Origin of the sequence: Phycicoccus sp. Soil803, from assembly GCF_001429685.1 — a bacterium.
In the GTDB taxonomy this organism is placed as follows: Bacteria; Actinomycetota; Actinomycetes; order Actinomycetales; family Dermatophilaceae; genus Pedococcus.
In genome coordinates, this window is sequence record NZ_LMST01000001.1 from 3,941,027 (window position 1) to 3,961,884 (window position 20,858).

At 71.9% G+C, this 20,858-nt stretch carries 21 protein-coding genes; 9 read left to right on the top strand and 12 right to left on the bottom strand.

Annotation, left to right across the window (positions count from 1 at the left end; translation table 11 throughout):
* Positions 1 to 85: 85 nt before the first annotated feature.
* On the bottom strand, positions 86 to 286 hold the full coding sequence (locus ASG95_RS18295; RefSeq protein ID WP_056915613.1) for a helix-turn-helix domain-containing protein: 201 nt from the start codon (positions 284 to 286) through the stop codon (positions 86 to 88).
* A gap of 215 nt (positions 287 to 501) precedes the next feature.
* Entirely contained in the window at positions 502 to 1,698 is a 1,197-nt protein-coding gene (locus tag ASG95_RS18300; RefSeq protein WP_057378383.1) for an acetoin utilization protein AcuC, read from the bottom strand.
* 89 nt (positions 1,699 to 1,787) lie between these two features.
* Between ASG95_RS18300 and ASG95_RS18305 the strand changes: the two genes are divergently transcribed.
* A complete protein-coding gene (locus ASG95_RS18305; RefSeq protein ID WP_057378384.1) occupies positions 1,788 to 2,471 on the top strand; it encodes a TrkA family potassium uptake protein in 684 nt (227 codons plus the stop codon).
* Positions 2,472 to 2,498: 27 nt separating this feature from the next.
* Here the strand turns inward: ASG95_RS18305 and ASG95_RS18310 are convergent, their stop codons facing one another.
* The 10 genes from ASG95_RS18310 to ASG95_RS18360 all read right to left on the bottom strand — a co-directional run bounded on the left by ASG95_RS18310 (position 2,499) and on the right by ASG95_RS18360 (position 13,081).
* Positions 2,499 to 3,035, bottom strand: a complete 537-nt coding sequence (locus ASG95_RS18310; protein ID WP_056924355.1) for a GNAT family N-acetyltransferase — start codon at positions 3,033 to 3,035, stop codon at positions 2,499 to 2,501.
* A gap of 54 nt (positions 3,036 to 3,089) precedes the next feature.
* A complete protein-coding gene (locus ASG95_RS18315) occupies positions 3,090 to 3,674 on the bottom strand; it encodes a GNAT family N-acetyltransferase (protein ID WP_082592849.1) in 585 nt (194 codons plus the stop codon).
* A complete protein-coding gene (proC, locus tag ASG95_RS18320) occupies positions 3,667 to 4,476 on the bottom strand; it encodes a pyrroline-5-carboxylate reductase (protein WP_056924357.1) in 810 nt (269 codons plus the stop codon). The genes ASG95_RS18315 and proC overlap by 8 nt, the downstream gene beginning before the upstream one ends.
* Before the next feature lie 56 nt (positions 4,477 to 4,532).
* Positions 4,533 to 5,483 carry a proline dehydrogenase family protein gene (locus ASG95_RS18325; RefSeq protein WP_082592851.1) on the bottom strand — a complete coding sequence of 317 codons (951 nt, stop codon included), beginning with the start codon at positions 5,481 to 5,483 and terminating at the stop codon, positions 4,533 to 4,535.
* Positions 5,484 to 5,594: 111 nt separating this feature from the next.
* Positions 5,595 to 8,897, bottom strand: coding sequence for a PKD domain-containing protein (locus ASG95_RS18330; protein ID WP_082592852.1), 3,303 nt, complete (start codon positions 8,895 to 8,897; stop codon positions 5,595 to 5,597).
* Positions 8,898 to 9,118: 221 nt separating this feature from the next.
* Positions 9,119 to 9,853: an ABC transporter permease gene (locus ASG95_RS18340; protein WP_056924360.1), complete on the bottom strand. Its 735-nt coding sequence runs from the start codon at positions 9,851 to 9,853 to the stop codon at positions 9,119 to 9,121.
* Positions 9,850 to 10,575 (bottom strand): ABC transporter ATP-binding protein, encoded by a 726-nt coding sequence (locus ASG95_RS18345; protein WP_057378387.1) that lies wholly within the window; start codon positions 10,573 to 10,575, stop codon positions 9,850 to 9,852. Before ASG95_RS18345 ends, ASG95_RS18340 begins: the two co-directional genes overlap by 4 nt.
* 146 nt (positions 10,576 to 10,721) lie before the next feature.
* Entirely contained in the window at positions 10,722 to 11,315 is a 594-nt protein-coding gene (locus ASG95_RS18350; protein ID WP_057378388.1) for a TetR family transcriptional regulator, read from the bottom strand.
* Positions 11,312 to 12,130: a sugar phosphate isomerase/epimerase gene (locus tag ASG95_RS18355; protein ID WP_057378389.1), complete on the bottom strand. Its 819-nt coding sequence runs from the start codon at positions 12,128 to 12,130 to the stop codon at positions 11,312 to 11,314. The genes ASG95_RS18350 and ASG95_RS18355 overlap by 4 nt, the downstream gene beginning before the upstream one ends.
* 24 nt (positions 12,131 to 12,154) lie before the next feature.
* Positions 12,155 to 13,081, bottom strand: a complete 927-nt coding sequence (locus ASG95_RS18360; protein WP_057378390.1) for a Ppx/GppA phosphatase family protein — start codon at positions 13,079 to 13,081, stop codon at positions 12,155 to 12,157.
* Positions 13,082 to 13,168: 87 nt separating this feature from the next.
* Here ASG95_RS18360 and ASG95_RS18365 point away from each other — a divergent pair, with 87 nt between their 5' ends.
* The 8 genes from ASG95_RS18365 to ASG95_RS18400 all read left to right on the top strand — a co-directional run bounded on the left by ASG95_RS18365 (position 13,169) and on the right by ASG95_RS18400 (position 20,817).
* The gene (locus ASG95_RS18365) at positions 13,169 to 13,708 is read left to right on the top strand and encodes a hypothetical protein (protein ID WP_057378391.1); all 540 of its coding nucleotides are present in this window, start codon (positions 13,169 to 13,171) and stop codon (positions 13,706 to 13,708) included.
* A gap of 31 nt (positions 13,709 to 13,739) precedes the next feature.
* The gene (locus ASG95_RS18370) at positions 13,740 to 14,540 is read left to right on the top strand and encodes a hypothetical protein (protein WP_056924366.1); all 801 of its coding nucleotides are present in this window, start codon (positions 13,740 to 13,742) and stop codon (positions 14,538 to 14,540) included.
* Positions 14,537 to 15,244 (top strand): class I SAM-dependent methyltransferase, encoded by a 708-nt coding sequence (locus tag ASG95_RS18375; protein ID WP_057378392.1) that lies wholly within the window; start codon positions 14,537 to 14,539, stop codon positions 15,242 to 15,244. Before ASG95_RS18370 ends, ASG95_RS18375 begins: the two co-directional genes overlap by 4 nt.
* 78 nt (positions 15,245 to 15,322) lie before the next feature.
* Positions 15,323 to 15,751 carry an SRPBCC domain-containing protein gene (locus ASG95_RS18380; protein ID WP_057378393.1) on the top strand — a complete coding sequence of 143 codons (429 nt, stop codon included), beginning with the start codon at positions 15,323 to 15,325 and terminating at the stop codon, positions 15,749 to 15,751.
* A 115-nt stretch (positions 15,752 to 15,866) separates the two neighbouring features.
* Positions 15,867 to 17,252 (top strand): DNA repair protein RadA, encoded by a 1,386-nt coding sequence (radA, locus tag ASG95_RS18385; RefSeq protein ID WP_057378394.1) that lies wholly within the window; start codon positions 15,867 to 15,869, stop codon positions 17,250 to 17,252.
* Between the two features lie 43 nt (positions 17,253 to 17,295).
* Positions 17,296 to 18,372 carry a DNA integrity scanning diadenylate cyclase DisA gene (gene disA, locus ASG95_RS18390; RefSeq protein WP_056924370.1) on the top strand — a complete coding sequence of 359 codons (1,077 nt, stop codon included), beginning with the start codon at positions 17,296 to 17,298 and terminating at the stop codon, positions 18,370 to 18,372.
* The gene (locus ASG95_RS18395) at positions 18,369 to 19,271 is read left to right on the top strand and encodes an A/G-specific adenine glycosylase (RefSeq protein WP_057378395.1); all 903 of its coding nucleotides are present in this window, start codon (positions 18,369 to 18,371) and stop codon (positions 19,269 to 19,271) included. The genes disA and ASG95_RS18395 overlap by 4 nt, the downstream gene beginning before the upstream one ends.
* A gap of 1 nt (position 19,272) precedes the next feature.
* Complete coding sequence (locus tag ASG95_RS18400; protein WP_235544011.1) at positions 19,273 to 20,817, top strand: MFS transporter; 1,545 nt, start codon at positions 19,273 to 19,275, stop codon at positions 20,815 to 20,817.
* Positions 20,818 to 20,858 lie beyond the last annotated feature (41 nt).

Consider the following 20,858-nt stretch of genomic DNA (forward strand, 5'->3'; position numbering starts at 1 on the left):
GCACGGGCTGCCGAGCCCGCGACACGGACAGGGTGGGCCGGGACTGTCGTCCCGGCCCACCCTGTCGTCGTGCGGTCAGCACCAATCAGGCGGTGTCGACGTAAGACGTACGCAGGTACTTGTGCACGGCGTCCTCCGGGACCCGGAAGGACCGCCCCACGCGAATGGCGGGAAGCTCTCCTGCGTGCACCATGCGGTACACCGTCATCTTCGACACGCGCATGATCGAGGCCACCTCGGCAACGGTCAGGAACCGCACCTCGGCGAGCTGTCGCTCGTTGGACATGTGTTACCTCGATCTTCTACACGCGCGCATCGCCGGCTTCCCTTCCGGCGGACCTCTACTCGCGTGCAGAAGGAACTGTAGGGGCTGATGTGACTCGTGGGGAAGCCAATGGAAAAACTTCTTCCCGCTTGTCCAGTCGACACGCCGCGAAGTCCCGACGAATCACAGCGGTGTCACTCCGGCCGCGACCACGTCGCTGGAGGTCAGCCACCGGGTCAGTCGAACCAGACGTCCAGGCCGTGCAGCGCGAAGACCGCCTGACGGGTCGCCATGATGGCCCGGTCCACCTCGTCGTGCGGGTTGTAGCCCATGTCCCACGGCTGGTGCCAGATCGGGCCGGCGGCGGGGTCGAGGTCGCCCATCCGACGCGGCCCCTCGCGACCGAAGGCCTGCCGGACGTGGTCGAGCCAGTCCTGTGGCACGGGCTCGGTGAGCGCGATCGGCTGGTGCGCGGCGATCGCAGTCAGGTGGGTCCAGCTCCGCGGCACGACCTGCACCAGCTCGTAGCCGCCGCCGCCGAGCGCCACCCACTTCCCGTCGCACACCTCGTGGGACAGCCGGTGCAGGGCGTCGGCGGCCGACCGCTGGGCATCCACCGACATGGCCAGGTGGGCGAGCGGGTCCTGGGCATGGGTGTCGCAGCCGTGCTGGGTGACCAGCACGTCCGGCTTGAAGGCCCGCACCAGCGGCAGAGCGGTCGAGTGCAGCGCCCGCAGCCAGGCCGAGTCACCGGTGCCCGGTGGGAGCGCCACGTTCACGGCCTCTCCCTGCGCCCTGGCCCCGCCGATGTCGCCGGCGAACCCGGTGCCCGGGAAGAGCGCCCGACCCGACTCGTGCAGCGAGACGGTGAGGACGCGGGGGTCGTCCCAGAAGATGCGCTCGACGCCGTCGCCGTGGTGGACGTCGACGTCGACGTACGCCACCCGCTGGGCGCCGTGGTCGAGCAGCCACTGGATGCCGACGGCGATGTCGTTGTAGATGCAGAACCCGGCGGCGTTGCCGGCCATGGCGTGGTGCAGCCCACCACAGAAGTTGACGCCGTGCTGGGTGCGGCCCTCCCACACGTCGGCACAGACCTGGCGGGTGCCCTCGACCACCCGGGCGCTGGCGTCGTGCATGCCGGCGAAGCCCGGGTCGTCGTCAGTGCCCAGCCCGTAGGCCGGGTCGGCACTGCCCGGGTCCTCGGACGCGGCGCGCACCGCGGCGACGTAGTCGGGGGTGTGCACCGAGGTCAGCACCGCATCGTCCGGCACCGGGGGCGCGAACACCTCGACGCCGTCGTGGTCGAAGACCCCCATCGCCTCGCAGAGCCGGGCGGTCAGGTCGAGCCGGACCGGGTTCATCGGATGACCCGGTCCGAAGTCGTAGGCGGTGAAGCCGGGGTCCCAGACCACCCGCAGCTGTGAGGGCATGGGCCCGACGCTACCCGTCGGGCGACGATTCCCGACAGCGCGGTCCCACCTGCAGGGACGCGCTAGCGTGGGAGGTCTCACCATCCCCGATGCCGCGGAGGACCGCAGTGGCGAAGAAGCTCTACGAGGACGACGTCCTCGTCATCGGTCTCGGCCGGTTCGGCGGCGCCGTCGCGATCGAGCTGCAGAAGCTCGGGCACCACGTGGTGGCCGTCGAGCGCGACCCCCAGCTCGCCGAGTCGTTCCTGGGCAAGGTGACCCGCATCGTCCAGGCCGACGCCTCGCAGCCACAGTCGGTCGCCAACCTCAAGGCCCGCAGCTTCCAGATCGCAGTCGTCGGCATCGGTTCCTCCGTGGAGGCATCGGTGCTCTGCGCGATGAACCTCGTCGACGCCGGCATCCCCACCATCTGGGCCAAGGCCCTGTCGCCCGAGCACGCTCGCATCCTCGACCGGATCGGCGTGCACCACGTCATCTCCCCCGAGGTCGACAGCGGGCGCCGGGTCGCCCACCTGCTCAACGGCAAGCTGATGGACTACATCGAGTTCGACGACGGGTTCGCCATCGTCAAGATGAAGCCCCCGCAGGAAGCCATCGGATTCACGTTGCAGCAGAGCGCAATTCGCAGCAAGTACGGCGTCACTGTCGTGGGCGTGAAGTCACCCAACAGCGACTTCACGTATGCCGTGCCCGAGACGAAGGTGACCGCTCACGACACCCTGATCGTCAGCGGCCCGACCGACCTGCTCGACCGGCTCGCGTCACGCCCCTGAGCCGCCCACGCGGCATACCGGTGGCGCTCAGAGGGTGGGGACGCCGCGGTCCTCGCCGAGCGGCAGCACCATCGCCACCTCGTCCTCGTCGTCGTCAGCACCCTTGACCCGCATCGGCCGACGGCTGTCGGTCGGTCGGAACCCGAACCCGCTCGCGAACGCGACGGCGCGACCGTTGTCGGCGCCGACCCAGTAGGCGAGATGGCTGCGGCCCTGCTTCCTCGCGGCATCCGCGCCGGCCTGCACCAGCTGGCTGGCGACCCCGGTGCCGCGGGCCGCAGGCGTGACCCAGAGGCCGAACAGCTCGGCCACCTTCGTGTTCTCCTTCTCGCCCTCCTGGCGAGCCTGACCGACACTGGCGACGCCGACCGGGGCACCGTCCTGCTCGGCGAGCAGCCGCTGGCTGCGCCGCATGCGGGTGCGCCACAGGTCCTCGTCGAAGGCACGTTCCTCCTCGGCGGTGGCCACGAAGGCCTCCGGCGATTCCTCGAGCGCGCTCAGTCGCACCGATCGGTACTGCTCCCACTCGTCCTCACCCAGGGCACGCACGGTGATGTCGCTCATGACCCCACTGTCGCACGAGGGAGGGGGCTGGCGTCATAGGGGTTTGCTGAGTGTTCACCCAGAGCCGGCTGGCAGGTCGCTGAGCAGGAGCTCCATCTCGAACTCGGTCACACCGGGCTGGTGCGGCAGCTCGCCCGTGCGGCCGGTGCGGGTGAACCCGACCCGTTCGTAGAAGCCGATCGCCCGCTCGTTGTCGTCGGCCACGTCGAGCGTGACCCGCCGCAGACCGGCGCCGGCGGCGTGGTCGAGCAGCGCCCGGACGAGCTGGTCCGCCACGCCGCGACCCCTCGCGTGGGAGGCCACCCACATCGCCACCAGGTAGGTCTCGTCGTCGGGCTGGGCGGGCGCATGGAAGGACGTGACAGCCCCCACCGGCAGCTCACCCTCGAAGGCCAGCCACCCGTTGCTGTCGCCCATCCGCTCGACCCACAGCTCGTCGGGGAAGGCCACCTCGCGGGCGAAGGTGCTGCCGTAGGCGAGCGGGGTGTCGAGCAACATGGCCAGCCGGACCGCGCGGTAGACCGGCCAGATCGACGGCTCGACCGGCCTGATGGCCAGGCCGGGCTCGAGCCCTGGGTCGAGCCCGGGGTCGAGCCCGGGGTCGAGCCCGGAGTCGACCCCTGGGTCCCGGTCAGTCATTCCCCGACGCCAGCTCGTGCGAGCGGTTGGCCGCGGCCTCCATCGCCGTGATGAACGCAGCGCGGACCTTGTGGTCGTCGAGCTGGCGCAGCGCCGCGGCGGTGGTCCCGCCCGGCGAGGTGACCTGCTCGCGCAGGACGGTCGGGTGCTGACCGGTCTCGCGCATCATCGTCGCGGCGCCGAAGAGGGTCTGGACGACGAGCTCGGTCGCGGTCGGGCGGGGCAGGCCGAGCACCACGCCGGCCTCGATCATCGCCTCGACCACGTAGAAGATGTAGGCCGGCCCGCTGCCGCTGATCGCGGTCACGGCGTCCTGGTGCTTCTCGGCGACCTGGACCACCCGGCCACAGGACCGCAGCAGCTCGGCCGCCTCGTCGAGGTGCGCGGCGTCGGCGCTGCGACCCGGGCTCACCGCCGCCATCCCCTGGTCGACCAGGGCGGGGGTGTTGGGCATGACCCTGACCACAGCCACCCCGGCGGGGAGCCGGCTCTCGAGGTACTGCGTGGGGATGCCCGCGGCCAGGCTCACGACGAGGTTGCCGGCTGACACGTGGTCGCCGATCTCCTCGACCAGCCCGCCCATGTCCTGCGGCTTCACGACGAGGACCAGGGTGTCGGCCGCCTCGGCGGCAGCGACGTTCGACATCGCCCGCACGCCGTACCGCTGGGCGAGCTCGTCGGCCCGGTCGGGTCGGCGCGCGGTCACGATCAGCTCGTCGGCGCTGCGCCCGGACCGGATCAGCCCGGACAGCAGCGTCTCGCCCATCACTCCGGCACCGAGGATCGCCACAGTTGTTCCCATGGCGGCAGTCTTCCAGCCGCGGCGGTCCCGGTGCGCGCGATATCCGCCCGCGCCGTCTAGTTCTTGGTGGCCAGGCCGCGCAGGAAGAACATCGTGTTGGCAGGGCGCTCGGCCATCCGGCGCATGAGGTAGCCGTACCACTCCTCGCCGTACGGGATGTAGACCCGCATCTGGTTGCCCCGGTCCGCGATCCGCTTCTGCTCCTCGGGGCGGATGCCGTAGAGCATCTGGTACTCGTAGCTGTCGGGCTCCCGCCGGTGGTGTGCGGCCAGGGCGCCGGCGATCTCGACGAGCCGGGGGTCGTGGCTGGCGACCATCGGGTAGCCCTCGCCGCCCATCAGGATCTTGAGGCAGCGCACGTAGCTCTGGTCGACGTCGGCGCTGCTCTGGTAGGCCACCGACTCGGGCTCCTTGTAGGCGCCCTTGCAGAGCCGGACCCGACTGCCCTCGTGGGCCAGGTCGCGACAGTCGCCCTCGCTGCGGTGCAGGTAGGACTGGATCACGGCCCCCACCCACGGGAAGTCCTGACGCAGCTCGCGCAGCGACTCCAGGGTGGCATCCGTCGTGGTGTGGTCCTCCATGTCGAGGGTGACCGTGGTCCCGGCGTTCGCGGCCGCCTGGCAGATCTCGCGGGCGTGCTCGAGCGCGATCTTGTGGCCGTCGCCGGGCAGGTACTGGCCGAGCGCCGACAGCTTGAGGCTGACCTCGCCCATGCCGTGTTGCGACAGGTCGGCGTCGGCGAGCGCCTTGAGCAGGTCGATGTAGTGGTCGCGGGTGCGGATGGCCTGGGTCAGGTCGGCGGTGTCCTCGCCGAGGTAGTCGATGGTCGCCAGGCGGTTGGTCGCCCGCAGCTCCGCCGTCGCCGACACGGCGTCCTCGGTGCGGTCACCCGGGACGAACCGCCGCACCACGCTGCGGCTCACCGGCGCCTTCTCGATCGTCTGTCGCACAGCATCGCTCTTGGAGAGCTGGAGCAGGCTGTTGCGCAGCAGGTCACTGGCGTCCACGGGCGTCCTTCCATCCGGCGGCCGTGGGGGGTCACGACCGTCGACAAGGCTAACCGGCAGCAGGCCGGACCGCCGCGTGGGTGGCCCCACGCGGCGTCCGGCTGCCACGGGTCAGGGCGAGGGCGCGACGGCGTTGAAGTCGGGGAAGCTCAGGGTGATGGGGGCGTTGGTCGCCGAACCCGACAGGAAGGCGTAGGTGCCGACGGCGCCGGCGGACTGCAGCCCGGCGGTCGAGTCGGTGGTGGTGGTCGTCCACGCGAAGGGCTCGGCGGTCCCGACCTTCCAGACCTTCCCGTTCAGGGTCGTGGTGCCGCTACCGACAGCCTGGATGCGCAGCGACAACGCGTCACCGGCTGCCACGACGACCCCGGGCAGCGGCACCGACGTGAGGATCGTCTCGACCCCACCGACCGTCCGAGCGAGGTATGCCGTGGTGTCGGTGCCCGTCACCCGCACCTTGACCCGGTAGTCGGAGGTACCCACCCGGCGGACCACCGCTGAGGCGTACACGCCGCCACCCGTGGCTGGCTTGTCGAAGCCGATCGCGGTGCGCAGGTCGACATTCAGCGCCGAGGTGGAGGAGAGGTACGCGGACGGCCCGGACGACGCCGCGAGTCGCATCGTGCCTACTCCAGCCACCGGCTGCCCCACTGCGAAGTTGCTTGCCGCCGTGGTCAGCGTCCACGTGCCACCGGTGTCGGCCTGGCCCCAGCCGTCGACGACCGTGCGGTTGAAGGTGTCGTTCGCGATGACCCCAGCAGCCGCGACGGTGACCTGGCGCGTGGTGCTGCCGGTCGCGCCCTGGTTGTCCGTAACGGTGAGCTGCACGGTGTAGGTGCCCGGCGCGGCATACGTGTGGCTCGGGGCCACCCCGCTGCCCGTGGGCGTGCCGTCCCCGAAGTTCCACGAGTAGCCGGTCACGGACCCGTCGGGGTCGCTCGACCCGGACCCGTTGAACGACGCGGCCAGCCCGGTGGCGCCCCACGTGAACGAGGCGGTCGGCGGCTGGTTCCCGCCACCCCCACCGTTGCGCAGCGCGTACTGGGCCTGGATCGTCGCCTGCGACAGCGCCGTCGGGTAGACGGCTATCTCGTCCACGCTGCCGACGAAGTTGTTGGACGCCGGTCGCGGGGTCCAACCGGGACGACCGTTGTCGGTGCCGAGGACGTCGCCGCCGAGCCGCCAGTAGCCGAGGTAGGCCTCGCCCGCCGTGGTGCCGGTGTTAGAGCCGACGAGGTTGCCGTCCACGTAGAGGCGCATGCCGGCGCTGCTCATCGTCGCCGTGAGCATGTGCCAGACGTTGTTGTTGTAGGCCGAGGGGCTGATGACCGTGCGCAGGGTGCCGTCCTGGCCATAGACCCCGAAGACGATGCGACCGGCGTTGTCCATGTACAGGTGCCGGTCGCGGTGGGCCGAGTTGCCGTTCTGGAGGTCGCCGAAGCCGAGGATGCGGCCACCGCTGCCGGTGGACGTGCGGACCCAGACCTGGGTGGTGAAGGTGTCGGGGGCAGTCTCCGACCCGAGCGCATAGACGCGGCTGAAGTCGTTGTTCGTCAGGGCCGCCGCGCTGTCGCCGGCGATGGCACCCGACTGGTTCCAGGTGATGCCGGTGTCGCCGCGACCGTCGGTCACCCCGATCCCGCTGGAGGCGCCGGTTCCGGCGGCGCGGTCGTTGATGGTCAGCCCGGAGGTCTCGTTCATCGGCCAGTAGATGCGGGCACCGTTGGCCCGGACCGACTGGGCGTAGCCGTTGCTCGGGCTCGAGGAGGTCGGCATGGTGATGCTCGCGTTGGCCCCGAACACCGTGTTGCCACTGGGGTCGTTGGCGATCAGCTGGTAGGTGTAGGTCGCCCCGGGAGTCAGTCCGGTGTCGACGAAGCCGACCGCAGGCAGGGACCACCAGGTCGAGTTGGCCGTGGTCGTGAAGCGTGGCGAGCCGGTGGCCCCGTTGCGGATCACCCGGTAGGTCAACGTGTAGTCGTCCCGGTCGTAGCCCGCCGTCCAGCTCACCCGCAGGGTCGAGGACGAGGTCGGCACGAGCCGTGGCACGAACGTCCCACCGGCGAAGCGCGGGCCCTCCTTGTTGGGTGCCAGGCCCCGGCGCGCGAAGCGCACGAGGCCCTGCTGGCCCACGCCGTTCACGGTCGGGAACTCCCCGCCGTAGACGACGTAGTCGTCGTTGCCGGCGATGTTCCACCCTGCCTGGTACTGGCCGGTGTAGCTGCCCATCGTCATGTCGGGGTTCCAGCTGACGATCGACGGCGCGTTGGTGCCGCGCCAGTTGGGGTAGCCGAGGCTGTCGCTGAGGATCTGTCCACCGACCGCGTCGGTCCAGGCCTGGGAGTGCTGGAACTTCCACTGGGGGTACTGCGGGGCGCCGCCGCCCATGGCTCCGCAGTAGTGCTCGTGGCTCGCCGTGTAGACGACGCCGCCCATCAGGAAGGCGGAGTAGTTGTCGCCGTGGCAGGCGGTCACCCACACGAGCGTCGAGTTGGTGATGGGGAGCTTGAAGGCCCCCTCGAGGTTGGCCCCGCTCCCGAACGACCACGACGTGCCGTAGACGAAGCTGCCCTGGACCCGCAGGCTGCTGATCCCCGTGTCCGGGCCACGGTTGTTGACGGCGGGGTCCCAGGTCGGGTCGAGAGCGCCGGTCGCCCCGTTGATCTTGGCCAGCCCGATGGCCGACTGCCCACCGACGTTCTGGAAGGAACCGCCGGCGAAGACCCACTGGCCGTCACCCGACACCGCGACCGCCCACACGGTGTAGTCCGCGTTGGGGTTCCACGGCAGAACCGCGCCGTCGGACGCCCGGAAGGCGGCGAGGTTGTTGCGCAGCTGTCCGTTGCCGAGTCCGGCGAAGCCACCGCCGACGTATACGGAGTCGGCCGTCGCGATGACGGCCCGCGCCTGCGAGTTGACCCCCGTGGGGTTGAAGGCCGTGCTCAGCGCACCGGTGGCGGTGTCGAAGGCCGCCACTCGCCGGCGGGCTTGTCCGTTGATCGACGTGAAGTCACCGGCGACGTAGATGCGGCTGCCGTCCGGAGACGCCGCGACCGACAGGATCTGCGCGTTGACGCTGGGGGCGAACGTCGTGACCAGCGCACCGGTGGTGATGTTGTAGGCAAGGAGGTTGCTGCGCGCCACGGTGTTGGTCCCCGGCGCGGAGCCGGCTGGACGGGCGGTGCTGAACGACCCCGCGGCATACACGGTGTTGCCCACGACCGCCTGGGACCACACCACACCGTTGACCTGGACCGTGGGCAGCGCGTCGGCGCTGACCGCCGAGACCGGCACCGGGACCACGGGCGCAGGCGCGGCCGAGGCCGACGTCGCCGCGCCGACCAGTGCGGCCACGCACAACGCGACCACCCCCACCGCGCTCGTCACGGACCTGAGGACGTTGCTTCGCGACATGGTGCACCCCGACCACCACAGGTGACGGACTAGCGGGGTACGCGCGTGGTCGTCTCGTCACTGATCACGGTCGCGGGCACGACGCACCGCCACCGGTCCGGCAAACCACCTCGGCCACATAGTGCCCCCCTGCAGGAGCCCCTCTGTCGGACAAATTCACCGTAACGCCGCGCTGGCCACCCGAGGTCCGCCGAAGAACGTAGAAACGCCAACAGAGCAGGTCAGGCGGTCCGGCGTCGCAGGGTGAGGCTGCCGAGCACCAGGGCGACGAGCACCCAGAGCGCGATCACGGCGGCATCGCCGGCCACGTCGGCGCCCGGGCTGGCACTGGCGGTGACCGACTTCATCGCGTCCACGGCATACGACAGGGGCAGCACGTCGGACACCCACCGCAGGAGGTCCGGCAGGCGGTCCCGGGCGACGATCAGTCCGCACAGCAGGAACTGCGGCAGGACGAACGCCGGCATGAACTGGACCGCCTGGAACTCGGTGCGGGCGAACCCGCTGGCGAGCAGGCCGAGCGCCGTCCCGAGCAGTGCATCGAGCACGGCCACGGCGACCAGCTGCCACAGCGGCCCGGCGACGTCGAGCCCGCACACGTAGACGGCGAAGGCCGTCGCGATGAGGGCCTGGAGCACCGCCATCACGCCGAACGCGAGGGCGTAGCCGAACATGAAGTCGCCCTTGCCCATCGGCGTCGTCAGGAGTCGCTCGAGGGTGCCGGACGTCCGCTCCCGGAGCGTGGCGATGCTGGTCACGATGAACATCACGACGAAGGGGAAGACGCCGAGCAGCGAGGCACCGAGCCCGTCGAAGACCGGGGTGCCCTCGAAGATCCACGCGAGCAGCCCGACCAGGACGCAGGGCACGACGAGCATGAGCCCGATGGTGCGGTGGTCGGCCCGGAGCTGGGCGAGGACCCGTGCAGCGGTGACGAGGGTGCGGTGGGCGTTCATCGTGCCTCCTGGGCAGCGCGGTCGATCAGGGCGAGGAACGCCTGCTCGGCGTCGTCGGTACCGGTCCGTGCGAGCAGCGCCGGCAGGGTGTCGTCGGCGAGGATCTCGCCTTCGCGGAGGAGCAGCAGCCGGTCGCAGCGGCTCGCCTCGTCCATGACGTGGCTCGACACCAGCAGCGAACGGCCTTGTGCCGCAAGGCGGTTGAAGAGCTCCCACAGGTCACGGCGCAGGACCGGGTCGAGCCCTACGGTGGGTTCGTCGAGCACGAGCAGCTCCGGGTCGCCGACCAGCGCGGCCGCCAGCGAGACCCGCGACCGCTGGCCGCCGGAGAGGTTGCCGACCAGTGCGTCGGCATGGCTGGTGAGGTCCACCGCCTCGATCGCCTCGTCGGCGGCCGCGGCCCGGACGCCGAGGATGCTGGCGAAGTAGCGGACGTTGGCCCGCACGGACAGGTCGTCGTAGACGCTCGGGCTCTGCGTCACGTAGCCGATGCGGTGGCGCAGCGACGGCGAACCGGCCGGCTCGCCGAGCACCGTGACGTCGCCGGACTCGACCACCTGGACGCCGACGACGGCGCGGATCAGGGTGGACTTGCCACTCCCGCTCGGGCCGAGCAGCCCGACGACCTGGCCCGCCGGCACCGTCACGGACAGGTCGGGCAGCACCTCGCGACCGCCCCGCACGACGCGGAGGTTCGCGATCTCGATGGCGTTTTTCATCATGCGATGAATATAGCCCGTGGACGGCGCGCCGACAAGCCCCTTTCACCGCGCCGTTCGAGGTATTCGGCTACCCGATACCGGTAGCCGAATACCCCGAACGGGGAGATGGTGCGGGGGATGGTGCGGGGGTATGCCGCGTGGTCGCCCTACGGGGCGAGGTAGCGCTGGATGGTGGGGCCGACCAGCCTGGCCAGCTCGTCGTGCGTCGCGTCGACGACGGCCGGGAACTCCACGATGTAGCGCATCATCGCCAGCCCGATCATCTGCGAGGCCGCGAGCCCGGCCCGCACCTCCAGCTCGTGGGACGGCTCGCCGTCGTGGGACAGCTCGCGGACCACCCGCCCGAACACCTCGCGGGTGAGGAACTCGCGCAGCATCCGGGTGGCGTCCTCGTGGGTGACTGCCGCCCGCACGAGCGCCTGGAACCGCTGCCGTCCGGCCTCGGAGTCCCAGACCGCGAGGAAGGTGCGCACGAGCGACTCGCCGACCTGGTCGCGCGGGCCGGAGACCACCGCGCTGATCAGCGCCGCGGGGTCGGCCGGGATGTCCATCACCGCCGCGAACAGCTGCGGCTTGCCCCCGAAGTAGTGGTGCACGAGGGCCGGGTCGACCTCGGCCCGGCGGGCGATCCCGCGCAGGGACGTGCCGTCGTAGCCCTGCTCGGCGAAGTCGACCCGCGCCGCCTCGACGATGGCCTGCCTGGTGTCGACGCCGCCCGGCCGGCGCCCTCGGGGACTCATGAGACCTCGGCCGTGGACGCGGTCGCGAGGTGCAGACGCGCGAACGCGAGGGCCTCCGCCAGGTCGACCTCGCGCTGCTCGGGGGTGAGCTTGCGGGTGCCGACCTCGACGACGACCGACCCCGAGAACTGCTTCAGCGCCAGCATCTCGAGGAACTCGGCGCACGGCTGGCTGCCCCGGCCGGGCACGAGGTGCTCGTCCTTGAGGGAGCCGAGGCCGTCCGCGAGGTGGACGTGCCGCAGGCGCGGACCGAGGGCAGCCGCCATCGCCATCGCGTCCGAGCCGGCGGTGGAGGTGTGCGACAGGTCGAGCGTGACGTTGTCGTAGGCCTGCGGCACCGGGTCCCAGTGGGGCAGGTAGGCCTCGAACTCCCGCTGCCGGGCCCGCCACGGGAACATGTTCTCGACGGCCAGGGCGACCCCGGTCTCGTGCTCGCGCAACGCCACCCCCTCGACGAACTCGGCCGCGTACTCCTTCTGCCAGCGGAACGGCGGGTGGAGCACCACCGTGGACGCCCCGACCTCCTGGGCCAGGGCGATCGACTTGTCCACCTTGGTCCACGGGTCGGGCCCCCAGATGCGCTGGGTGAGCAGCAGGGTGGGTGCGTGCACCGACACCACCGGTATGCCGTGCAGCTCGGAGAGTGCCGCGACCGCGCCGGCCTCCTGCGAGACCGGATCGGTCCACACCATGACCTCGAGGGCGTCGTAGCCGAGCCGCGCTGCGGTGGCGAAGGCGGCGGCGCACGTGTCGGGGTAGACCGAGGCGGTCGACAGAGCCACCGTGGCCCCAGGGATCGACACCGCTCCAGCCATGCCCCCGAGCCTAGCGAGCGGTCCTCAGCCCATCGTGTCGAGCCTGCTGAGGATGACTCCCTCACGCAGCGCCCACGGGCAGATCTCGAGGCGGTCGAGGTCGAGCAGGTCCATCGCGGCCTCGGCCACGAGCGCGCCGGCGAGTAGCTGGTGCGACCGGCTGGACGAGACGCCGGACAGCCCCGAGCGCTGGCGGGAGGTCATCGCGCCGAGGTCGGTGACCAGGGAGGCGAGCGCTGCGCGCTCGAGGCTGCGCGCGGCATACGGGCCGTCGCTGCTAGGGGCGGCGCCGGTGACGCGCGCCAGCGAGCGCATCGTCTTGGAGGTGCCGACCGCGCGGTCTGCGGTGCCGGCCTTGGCCAGCGGGCGCATCGCGGCGGCGAGCCGTTGGCGGATCACCCGGCGCGCCTCGCGGACCACGTCGGCACCCGGCGGGTCGCCCGGGAGGAGGTCACGGGTGAGCCGGCCGGCCCCCAGCGGCAGCGACACCGCGGCGTCCGGCTCCTCGTCCATGCCGGCCGCGAGCTCGAGGGAGCCCCCGCCGATGTCGACGACGAGCAGGGTGCCGCTCGACCAGCCGAACCACCGCCGGGCGGCCAGGAAGGTCAGCCGAGCCTCGTCCTCGCCGGACAGCACCTGGAGCGCGACCCCCGTGGCGGCCCGCACGCGGGCGAGCACCTCCTCGCCGTTGGGTGCCTCGCGGATGGCGCTGGTGACGAAGGCCATCACCTCCTCGACGCCCTGGTCCTCCGCAACCTTGAGGCACTCGTGGATGAAGCCGGTGAGCGCCGCCTCCCCCGTTCCGGCGATGTCGCCGGAGTCGGTCACGTGCTCCGAGAGCCGCAGCTCGATCTTGTGCGAGGTGGCCGGCAGCGGCTGGGCGCCCCGGTGCGCGTCCACCACGAGCAGGTGGACCGTGTTGGAGCCGACGTCGATGACTCCGAGGCGCATGGCTGCACGCTACGACACCGCCGGGTCGGTGCGCGGGGAATCACCGCCCTCCGGCCGCGGTCGGCCGAGTCCTGAAAGACTGGGCGTATGCCGTCCAGCACCGACCGCACGCACCACACCACGGCGACGACTCCGGCCGACCCGGGCGCACCGACGCCCGCAGCTCCGTCGGGGACCGGACAAGGGCCGGTTTGGCCGCTCACCGCGCTGGTCGTCCTGCTCGGGTGGTGCCTGCTTGCCTGGACGGTCTTCGCCGGTGCCATCAACACGGCGCCGTTCTTCGGTGAGACCGCCTCCCGCGACCGCTACGTCGAGTCCGGCATGGTCACGCTGACGGCTCTCGTGCCCGTGGCGCTCCTCCTGGTCCTGGGCCGGCTGGCGGGGTCACGCTGGGGGCTGGCCCTGCTGGCGGCCCCCGGGCTGCTCCTCGTCCCGCTGGGACTGAGCATGCTCGGGGAGGGCGGCGACCCGGCGAAGTCGGGCCACGGCCGCGGGGTCCGGTGGGAGGACGCCTTCCAGGACCTCACCCGGCTGAACTGGGTCGCGACGGCGGTGCTGCTCGTGGTGATCGCCGCGGTGGCGTGGCGGCGACGCCGGCGACAGACCGCCATCCGGGCCAATCCCTAGGAGCGGCAACGCACGACGTAGGGTGAGCCACGTGGCAGAGACCCCGCTCGACACCGCCCGGATCTGGGTGGAGTTCACCGACCCCGCCGACTCGGGGCAGCGGTTCCGCTGCGACCTGACCTGGCTGACGTCGAGCTGGACGTGCATCTTCGGCAGCGGCTGCAAGGGCATCTACGCCGACCGGCCGGACGACGGCTGCTGCACCCTCGGCGCCCACTTCACCGACGACGACGACGTCAAGCGCGTCAAGAAGGTCGTCAAGGAGCTGGGCGAGGACGAGTGGCAGCTGCACCCGGGCTCCACCAAGGTCGGCGCCTGGACCGAGAAGGAGGACGACGCCCTCAAGACCAAGGTGGTCGACGGCGCGTGCATCTTCCTCAACCGGCCCGGGTTCCCTGCAGGGGCCGGCTGCGCCCTGCACCAGCACGCCGTCCTCACCGGCAAGGAGCCGCACACGGTCAAGCCGGACGTCTGCTGGCAGCTGCCGATCCGCCGCACCTACCGCAAGGTCGAGCTCCCCGACGGCTCGAGCTGGCAGGAGGTCAGCATCACCGAGTACGACCGCCGCGGCTGGGGACCGGGCGGCCACGACCTCGACTGGTACTGCTCCAGCAACCCCGAGGCGCACGTCGGCCGTGAGCCGGTCTTCCGCAGCAACAGGGGCGAGCTCGTCGAGCTGATGGGCGAGGAAGCCTATGGCGAGCTGGAGATCCGCTGCGAGGCCCACCTCGCCAGCGTGAAGGCCGCACGAAACGCTTACTCCCGCAAGATGTTGCCACTCCTTGTCCACCCGGCGACGCTCGCTGCCCAAGAGGCGCGCAAGGGCCGATGAACACCCAGCCGGGTCGGCCCGAGCCGACGCGCAGCCCGAACATCTGGGACTCCCCCGACGTCTACGAGGTCGAGAACCTCGGGGTCGACCGGGCCGGGGTCCTCGAGTCGGCCATGGCTGCCCTGCACCCGTTCGCCGGCGCCGACCTGGTCGACGTCGGCTGCGGCACCGGGTTCCACCTCCCCCGCTTCGCAGCCCTCGGGTGCGCGAGCGTGGTGGGCGTCGAACCCCACCCACCGCTCCGCTCGATCGCCGAGAGTCGCGTCGCCGGACTGCCGGACGTGCGGGTCCTGGAGGGCGTCGCGCAGGCGCTGCCGCTGGCCGACGCGTCGGTCGACCTCGCTCATGCCCGGTGGGCCTACTTCTTCGGCGCCGGCTGCGAACCCGGCCTGCGCGAGCTGGAACGCGTCGTGCGGCCCGGCGGCACGGCATACGTCATCGACAACGACGCGACGCGCTCGACGTTCGGGCGCTGGTTCTCCCGTGCCAACCCGTCCTACGACGCCGCAGCCGTCGAGCGGTTCTGGACGCGGCAGGGCTGGGAGCGCGAGCGCCTGACGATCTCCTGGGAGCTCGACACCCGCGAGGACTTCGAGGCAGTCGTGCGCATCGAGTTCTCCGAGACCGCTGCCGAGGGGATCCTGGCCGAGCATGACGGGACGGGCGTCGACTATGCGGTCAACCTGTGGTGGCGCCGGTTCTGACGTGACGGCTGGGGTGGACACCGCTCCCGAGGCGGGACAGGGTGGAACGAACCGGACACCCGGACCACAGGAGGCACCATGACCGAGCACGTCGCCACCGCCAACACCACCGTCGACGCCGACCCCGACCGGGTCTGGCAGGCGATGACCGACCCCAAGCTGGTCGCCCAGTACATGATGGGCAGCGAGGTGGCCAGCGACTGGCAGCCCGGCAGCCCGATCACGTGGAGCGGTGAGTGGGAGGGCAAGCCCTACCAGGACAAGGGCGAGGTGCTGCAGGCCGAGCCCGGCAGGCTGCTCGAGGTCACCCACTACAGCCCGATGACGGGCGCCGACGACGTGCCCGAGAACTACCACACGGTCCGCTACGAGCTCTCCCCGTCCGGCGACGGCACGGCCGTGAAGCTGACCCAGGACGGCTGCGACAGCGCCAAGCAGGCCGAGGAGTTCTCGCGGAACTGGCAGGGCATGCTCGACGGGCTCAAGAAGGTCGCCGAGGGCCACTGACCCTCCCCCGCCCTCCACCGGTTCGAGGTATTCCACTACCCGGATCCGGTGGCGGAATACCTCGAACCGGCGGGGTTGAGCCGGCTTGTCGGCGGCCCCACGTAGGTTGTCGCCCATGGCAGCGAAGACGTCGACCAGGTCGAGCGGTTTCCGCTGCTCCGAGTGCGGCTGGACCGCCGTCAAGTGGGTCGGCCGCTGTGGCGAGTGCCAGGCGTGGGGCAGCGTCAGCGAGATCGGCGCGGTCACCGTCCGCACGACCGCCGCCACCCGCGTCGAGCGACCCGCCGTGCCGATCGGCCAGGTCGACGCCCGGCGGGCCGAGGCGCGGAGCACCGGCGTCGGCGAGTTCGACCGGGTGCTCGGTGGCGGACTGGTCCCGGGCGCCGTCGTGCTGGTCGCCGGCGAGCCCGGCATCGGCAAGTCCACCCTGCTCCTCGACGTCGCGGCCCGCGCCGCCCGGTCGGGCGAGGGGCGCAAGGTCCTCTACGTCACCGGCGAGGAGTCGGCCGCCCAGGTGCGGATGCGGGCCGAGCGGATCGAGGCGATGGCCGCGACCCTGTTCCTCGCCGCGGAGACCGACCTCGCGACGGTGCTCGGCCAGATCGACGAGGTGCAGCCCGACCTGGTCATCGTCGACTCGGTGCAGACCATCGCCAGCGGCGAGGTCGAGGGCTCCGCCGGCAACGTCACCCAGGTGCGCGAGGTGACCGCCTCGCTGATCCAGGTGGCCAAGGCCCGCGGCATCGCCACCCTCCTCGTCGGGCACGTCACCAAGGACGGATCGATCGCCGGGCCCCGCGTCCTCGAGCACCTGGTCGACGTCGTGGTGCAGTTCGAGGGCGACCGGCACTCGCGGCTCAGGCTCGTCCGGGCCGTGAAGAACCGCTACGGCCCGACCGACGAGGTCGGCTGCTTCGACCTCTCCGACGTCGGCATCGTGGGCCTTCCCGACCCCAGTGGCCTCTTCCTCTCCCGGGGCACCCTGACGGTCCCCGGCACCTGCGTCACGGTCACGCTCGAGGGTCGCCGCCCCCTCATGACCGAGGTCCAGGCCCTGGTCGCCAAGAGCGAGATCCCCACCCCGCGTCGCGCGACGAGCGGGCTCGACTCCGCCCGGGTGTCGATGATCATCGCCGTCCTCGCCAAGCGGGCCCAGGCACCGATCGTCAACGCCGACGTCTACCTCTCCACCGTCGGGGGCGTCCGCCTCACCGAGCCCGCCTCCGACCTCGCCATCGCCCTCGCCGTGGCCAGTGCCGTCAAGGACCAGCCGCTGCCCGACCACGCCATCGCCTTCGGTGAGCTCGGGCTGGCCGGCGAGATCCGACCCGTCTCCGGGATGCCGCGTCGCCTCGCCGAGGCGGCGCGGCTCGGGTTCCGCACGGCCTACGTCCCCCGGGGGGTGCTGGGCAGCGGACCGACGCCCGAGGGCATGCAGGTCGTGGAGTGTGACGACATCCGCAGCGCGGTGCGCGCCGCCCTGCAGCCGGTGCACGGTTAGACTCGCGCCAGACCGGACCGGCGGCACCAAAGGGGTTTGACCAGTGGATCTTCGCGAGGACGATGCGCTGCGCGCCACCCTCGCCGCCGTGGCACCGGGTACCGAGCTGCGCGACGGCCTGGAACGCATCCTCCGCGGGCGCACGGGGGCGCTCATCGTGCTCGGGCACGACCGCACCGTGGAGCAGCTCTCCACCGGCGGTTTCCCGCTCGACGTGGAGTTCTCGGCGACCCGGCTTCGCGAGCTCGCGAAGATGGACGGCGGCATCGTCCTCGACCGCGAGGCGTCGCGGATCCTGCGGGCCGCCACCCAGCTCGTGCCCGACCCGTCGATCGAGACCAGCGAGTCCGGCACCCGGCACCGCACCGCAGAGCGGGTGGCCAAGCAGACCGGCTACCCCGTCATCTCGGTGAGCCAGTCGATGCGCATCGTCGCCATCTACGTCGACGGCGGACGCCACGTCCTCGAGGACTCCAGCGCGATCCTCTCCCGGGCCAACCAGGCCCTGCAGACCCTCGAGCGCTACAAGTCCCGCCTCGACGAGGTCACCGGCACCCTGTCGGCGCTCGAGATCGAGGACCTCGTCACGGTCCGCGACGTGGCCAGCGTCCTCCAGCGCCTCGAGATGGTGCGACGCATCCGCGACGAGATCTCCGGCTACGTCGTCGAGCTCGGCGTCGACGGCCGCCTGCTCACCCTCCAGCTCGAGGAGCTGACCGGCGGGCTGGGCAACGACCGCGAGCTCGTCATCCGCGACTACCTGCCCGTCACAAAGGCCGACCTCACGCTCGAGCAGGCGATGGCGGCGCTCGAAGAGCTCACCTCGACCGAGCTGCTCGACCTCGCCGCGGGAGCCAAGGCGGTGGGCTTCGCCGTCGGGGGAGACGCCCTCGACTCGGCCGTGAGCCCCTGCGGCTACCGGCTGCTCAGCAAGGTGCCCCGCCTGCCGGGCGCCATCGTCGACCGCCTGGTCGAGCACTTCGGGAGCCTGCAGAAGCTGTTGGCGGCCAACCTCGAGGAGCTCATGGACGTCGACGGCGTCGGCGAGGGCCGCGCCCGGGCCGTGCGTGAGGGCCTGTCCCGCCTGGCCGAGTCGAGCATCCTCGAACGCTACGTGTGAGCACCGGCACCGCTCCCGCCCGTCTGCACCACGAGGTGCTGGAGTGGTACGCCGTGTCCGCGCGCGACCTGCCGTGGCGGCGACCCGACGCCACGGCCTGGGGCATCTTCGTGTCCGAGATCATGCTCCAGCAGACCCCGGTCGCCCGGGTCGAGCCGGTCTGGCGCGAGTGGCTGTCCCGGTGGCCCAGCCCCAGCGCGCTGGCCGCCGACTCCCCTGGCGAGGCGGTGCGCGCGTGGGGTCGACTCGGCTACCCGCGTCGCGCCCTGCGACTGCACGCCGCCGCGGTCGCCATGGCCGAGCACCACGACGGCGCGGTCCCGGCGACCGAGGCCGAGCTGCTCACCCTGCCCGGCGTCGGCACCTACACCGCGGCCGCCGTCGCGACCTTCGCCTTCGGCGAGCGCACCACGGTCGTCGACACCAACGTGCGCCGCGTGCTGGCCCGCGTCGTGGGGGGTCAGGAGTATGCCGCGCCGTCGCCGACCCGGGCCGAGCTCGCCGTCGCCGCGGGGCTGGTGCCCGCTGACCCACCACGGGCCCGCACGTGGAGCGTGGCGGTCATGGAGCTCGGAGCGATCGTCTGCACCGCCCGTGCGCCCCGCTGCTCGGACTGCCCCGTCGCCGACCTGTGCGCCTGGCAGCTCGCCGGCCGACCGGCTCACGAGGGTCCGGCCCGCAAGGGCCAGGCGTGGGAGGGCACCGACCGCCAGCTGCGCGGCGCGCTCCTGGCCGTCCTGCGAGAGAGTGCCGACCCGGTGCCCCGGTCGGCGCTGGAAGCCTTGTCGGACGACGAGATCCAGCGCGAGCGCTGCCTCGACTCACTGGTGGCCGATGGCCTCGTCGAGCCGCTCCCTCGCGATCGCTTCCGGCTGCCGGCCTCGCGGCAGGCGAGCTGAGGTGAGCGTGCCCCCCGGCGACCCGTCCCGCCCCGCCCGGGGCGCGGGCAACGGCGTGCCGCCCAGGCCGACGGCCCCCGACACCGCGGCGCACGACCTGCCACCCACCACCCCGACCCCGGCCGCGAAGACCGCCGGCCGCCGGGCCGCCCACGCGTTCCGCGTCGGCGCCGCCCGCACCGGTCGGGTCGTCGGGCGAGGCACCCTGGCCGGGGCGCGGCTGGCTGGGCGGGGCAGCCGGGCCGGGGCGCGCCGGGCCCGGGCCTACACCCACTCGGCCGGAGCCGGCGAGAGCGGGCTCGCCCGGCTCGTGGAGCTGCACTTCGTCAACCTGATGGGCGACGCAGCGCTCACCGTGTCGCTGGCCGGCACCATCTTCGCCATCCCGACCGACGAGGCCCGTGGACAGGTCGCCCAGTTCCTCGTCCTCACGATGGCACCCTTCGCGCTGCTCGCCCCCTTCATCGGGCCGCTGCTCGACCGGTTCCGGCACGGGCGGCGCTGGGCCATCGGCACGACCCTCGCGCTCCGGGCCTTCCTGTGCTGGGTGCTGGCCGGAGCCGTCGCGAACGACTCGCCCTGGCTGTTCCCGGCAGCGCTCGGCTGCCTCGTCGCCTCGAAGGCCTACGGCGTCACCCGGGCCTCGGCCGTCCCCCGGCTGCTGCCACCCGGCTTCAGCCTGGTCAACGCCAACTCCCGCAACGCGCTCGCCGGCGTCGCGGGGATGGCGGTCGGCGGCGGACTCGCCGGCGCCGCCGCACGGGTCGGCCCCGAGTGGTCCCTGCGGTTGGCCTTCGTCATCTACGTCGTCGGCACCGTGCTGGCGATCCGGCTCCCGTCCAGGGTCGACTCCAGCACCGGCGAGCAGGACATCGAGGACACCGGGCCGCTGCCCGTCCCGCGCCGCGACGGTCGACGGCTCGGGCTCGTCCAGCGACTGCAGGCCCGGGTCGCAGCCCTGCCGGTGACGGTGCTCACCGCCCTCTGCAGCGCCATCGGGGCCCGCCTGCTGACCGGGTTCCTCACCCTCTTCATGGCCTTCCTCATGCGCGAGCACCCCCTGCCCGGGCACAGCGGCACCTTCGTCCTCGCCCTCGTCGTCGGCGCGGCCGGCACCGGCAACGCGCTCGGCACCGTGGTCGGCAACGCCCTGCGCCAGCTGCGACCCGACCTGATCATCGCGGTGGCCCTGATCGCCGACGTGCTGGCAGCGCTCGCCGCGGCGCTGTTCTACTCGCTCACGACGCTGCTGGTGCTCGGCCTGGTCGCCGGCCTCGGCGCCCAGCTGATCAAGCTGAGCAGCGACGCCGTCGTCCAGCGCGACATCGACGAGACCGTCCGCACGAGGGTGTTCGCGTGGTCCGAGACGGTCCTGCAGATCGCCTGGGTGGTCGGCGGAGGGATCGGGATCGCGATTCCGCTGATCCCACGCCTGGGCTTCGGCGTCATCTCGGCGCTGCTGCTCCTGGTGCTGGCCGCCTCGGTGCGGATCAGGATGACCCGGCACCACCGACCGCACCCGACCCCCGCCCCCGGTTCGATGTAAACCCGCCGGGGATCTCCGGCGGGTTTACATCGAACCGGGAC

What these genes read in the sequence shown, in the direction of transcription:
- ASG95_RS18295 (WP_056915613.1), bottom strand. Translation starts at nt 286, where the DNA reads ATGTCCAACGAGCGACAGCTCGCCGAGGTGCGGTTCCTGACCGTTGCC.
- ASG95_RS18300 (WP_057378383.1), bottom strand. Translation starts at nt 1,698, where the DNA reads ATGCCCTCACAGCTGCGGGTGGTCTGGGACCCCGGCTTCACCGCCTAC.
- ASG95_RS18305 (WP_057378384.1), top strand. Translation starts at nt 1,788, where the DNA reads ATGCCGCGGAGGACCGCAGTGGCGAAGAAGCTCTACGAGGACGACGTC.
- ASG95_RS18310 (WP_056924355.1), bottom strand. Translation starts at nt 3,035, where the DNA reads ATGAGCGACATCACCGTGCGTGCCCTGGGTGAGGACGAGTGGGAGCAG.
- ASG95_RS18315 (WP_082592849.1), bottom strand. Translation starts at nt 3,674, where the DNA reads ATGACTGACCGGGACCCAGGGGTCGACTCCGGGCTCGACCCCGGGCTC.
- proC (WP_056924357.1), bottom strand. Translation starts at nt 4,476, where the DNA reads ATGGGAACAACTGTGGCGATCCTCGGTGCCGGAGTGATGGGCGAGACG.
- ASG95_RS18330 (WP_082592852.1), bottom strand. Translation starts at nt 8,897, where the DNA reads ATGTCGCGAAGCAACGTCCTCAGGTCCGTGACGAGCGCGGTGGGGGTG.
- ASG95_RS18340 (WP_056924360.1), bottom strand. Translation starts at nt 9,853, where the DNA reads ATGAACGCCCACCGCACCCTCGTCACCGCTGCACGGGTCCTCGCCCAG.
- ASG95_RS18345 (WP_057378387.1), bottom strand. Translation starts at nt 10,575, where the DNA reads ATGATGAAAAACGCCATCGAGATCGCGAACCTCCGCGTCGTGCGGGGC.
- ASG95_RS18350 (WP_057378388.1), bottom strand. Translation starts at nt 11,315, where the DNA reads ATGAGTCCCCGAGGGCGCCGGCCGGGCGGCGTCGACACCAGGCAGGCC.
- ASG95_RS18355 (WP_057378389.1), bottom strand. Translation starts at nt 12,130, where the DNA reads ATGGCTGGAGCGGTGTCGATCCCTGGGGCCACGGTGGCTCTGTCGACC.
- ASG95_RS18360 (WP_057378390.1), bottom strand. Translation starts at nt 13,081, where the DNA reads ATGCGCCTCGGAGTCATCGACGTCGGCTCCAACACGGTCCACCTGCTC.
- ASG95_RS18365 (WP_057378391.1), top strand. Translation starts at nt 13,169, where the DNA reads ATGCCGTCCAGCACCGACCGCACGCACCACACCACGGCGACGACTCCG.
- ASG95_RS18375 (WP_057378392.1), top strand. Translation starts at nt 14,537, where the DNA reads ATGAACACCCAGCCGGGTCGGCCCGAGCCGACGCGCAGCCCGAACATC.
- ASG95_RS18380 (WP_057378393.1), top strand. Translation starts at nt 15,323, where the DNA reads ATGACCGAGCACGTCGCCACCGCCAACACCACCGTCGACGCCGACCCC.
- radA (WP_057378394.1), top strand. Translation starts at nt 15,867, where the DNA reads ATGGCAGCGAAGACGTCGACCAGGTCGAGCGGTTTCCGCTGCTCCGAG.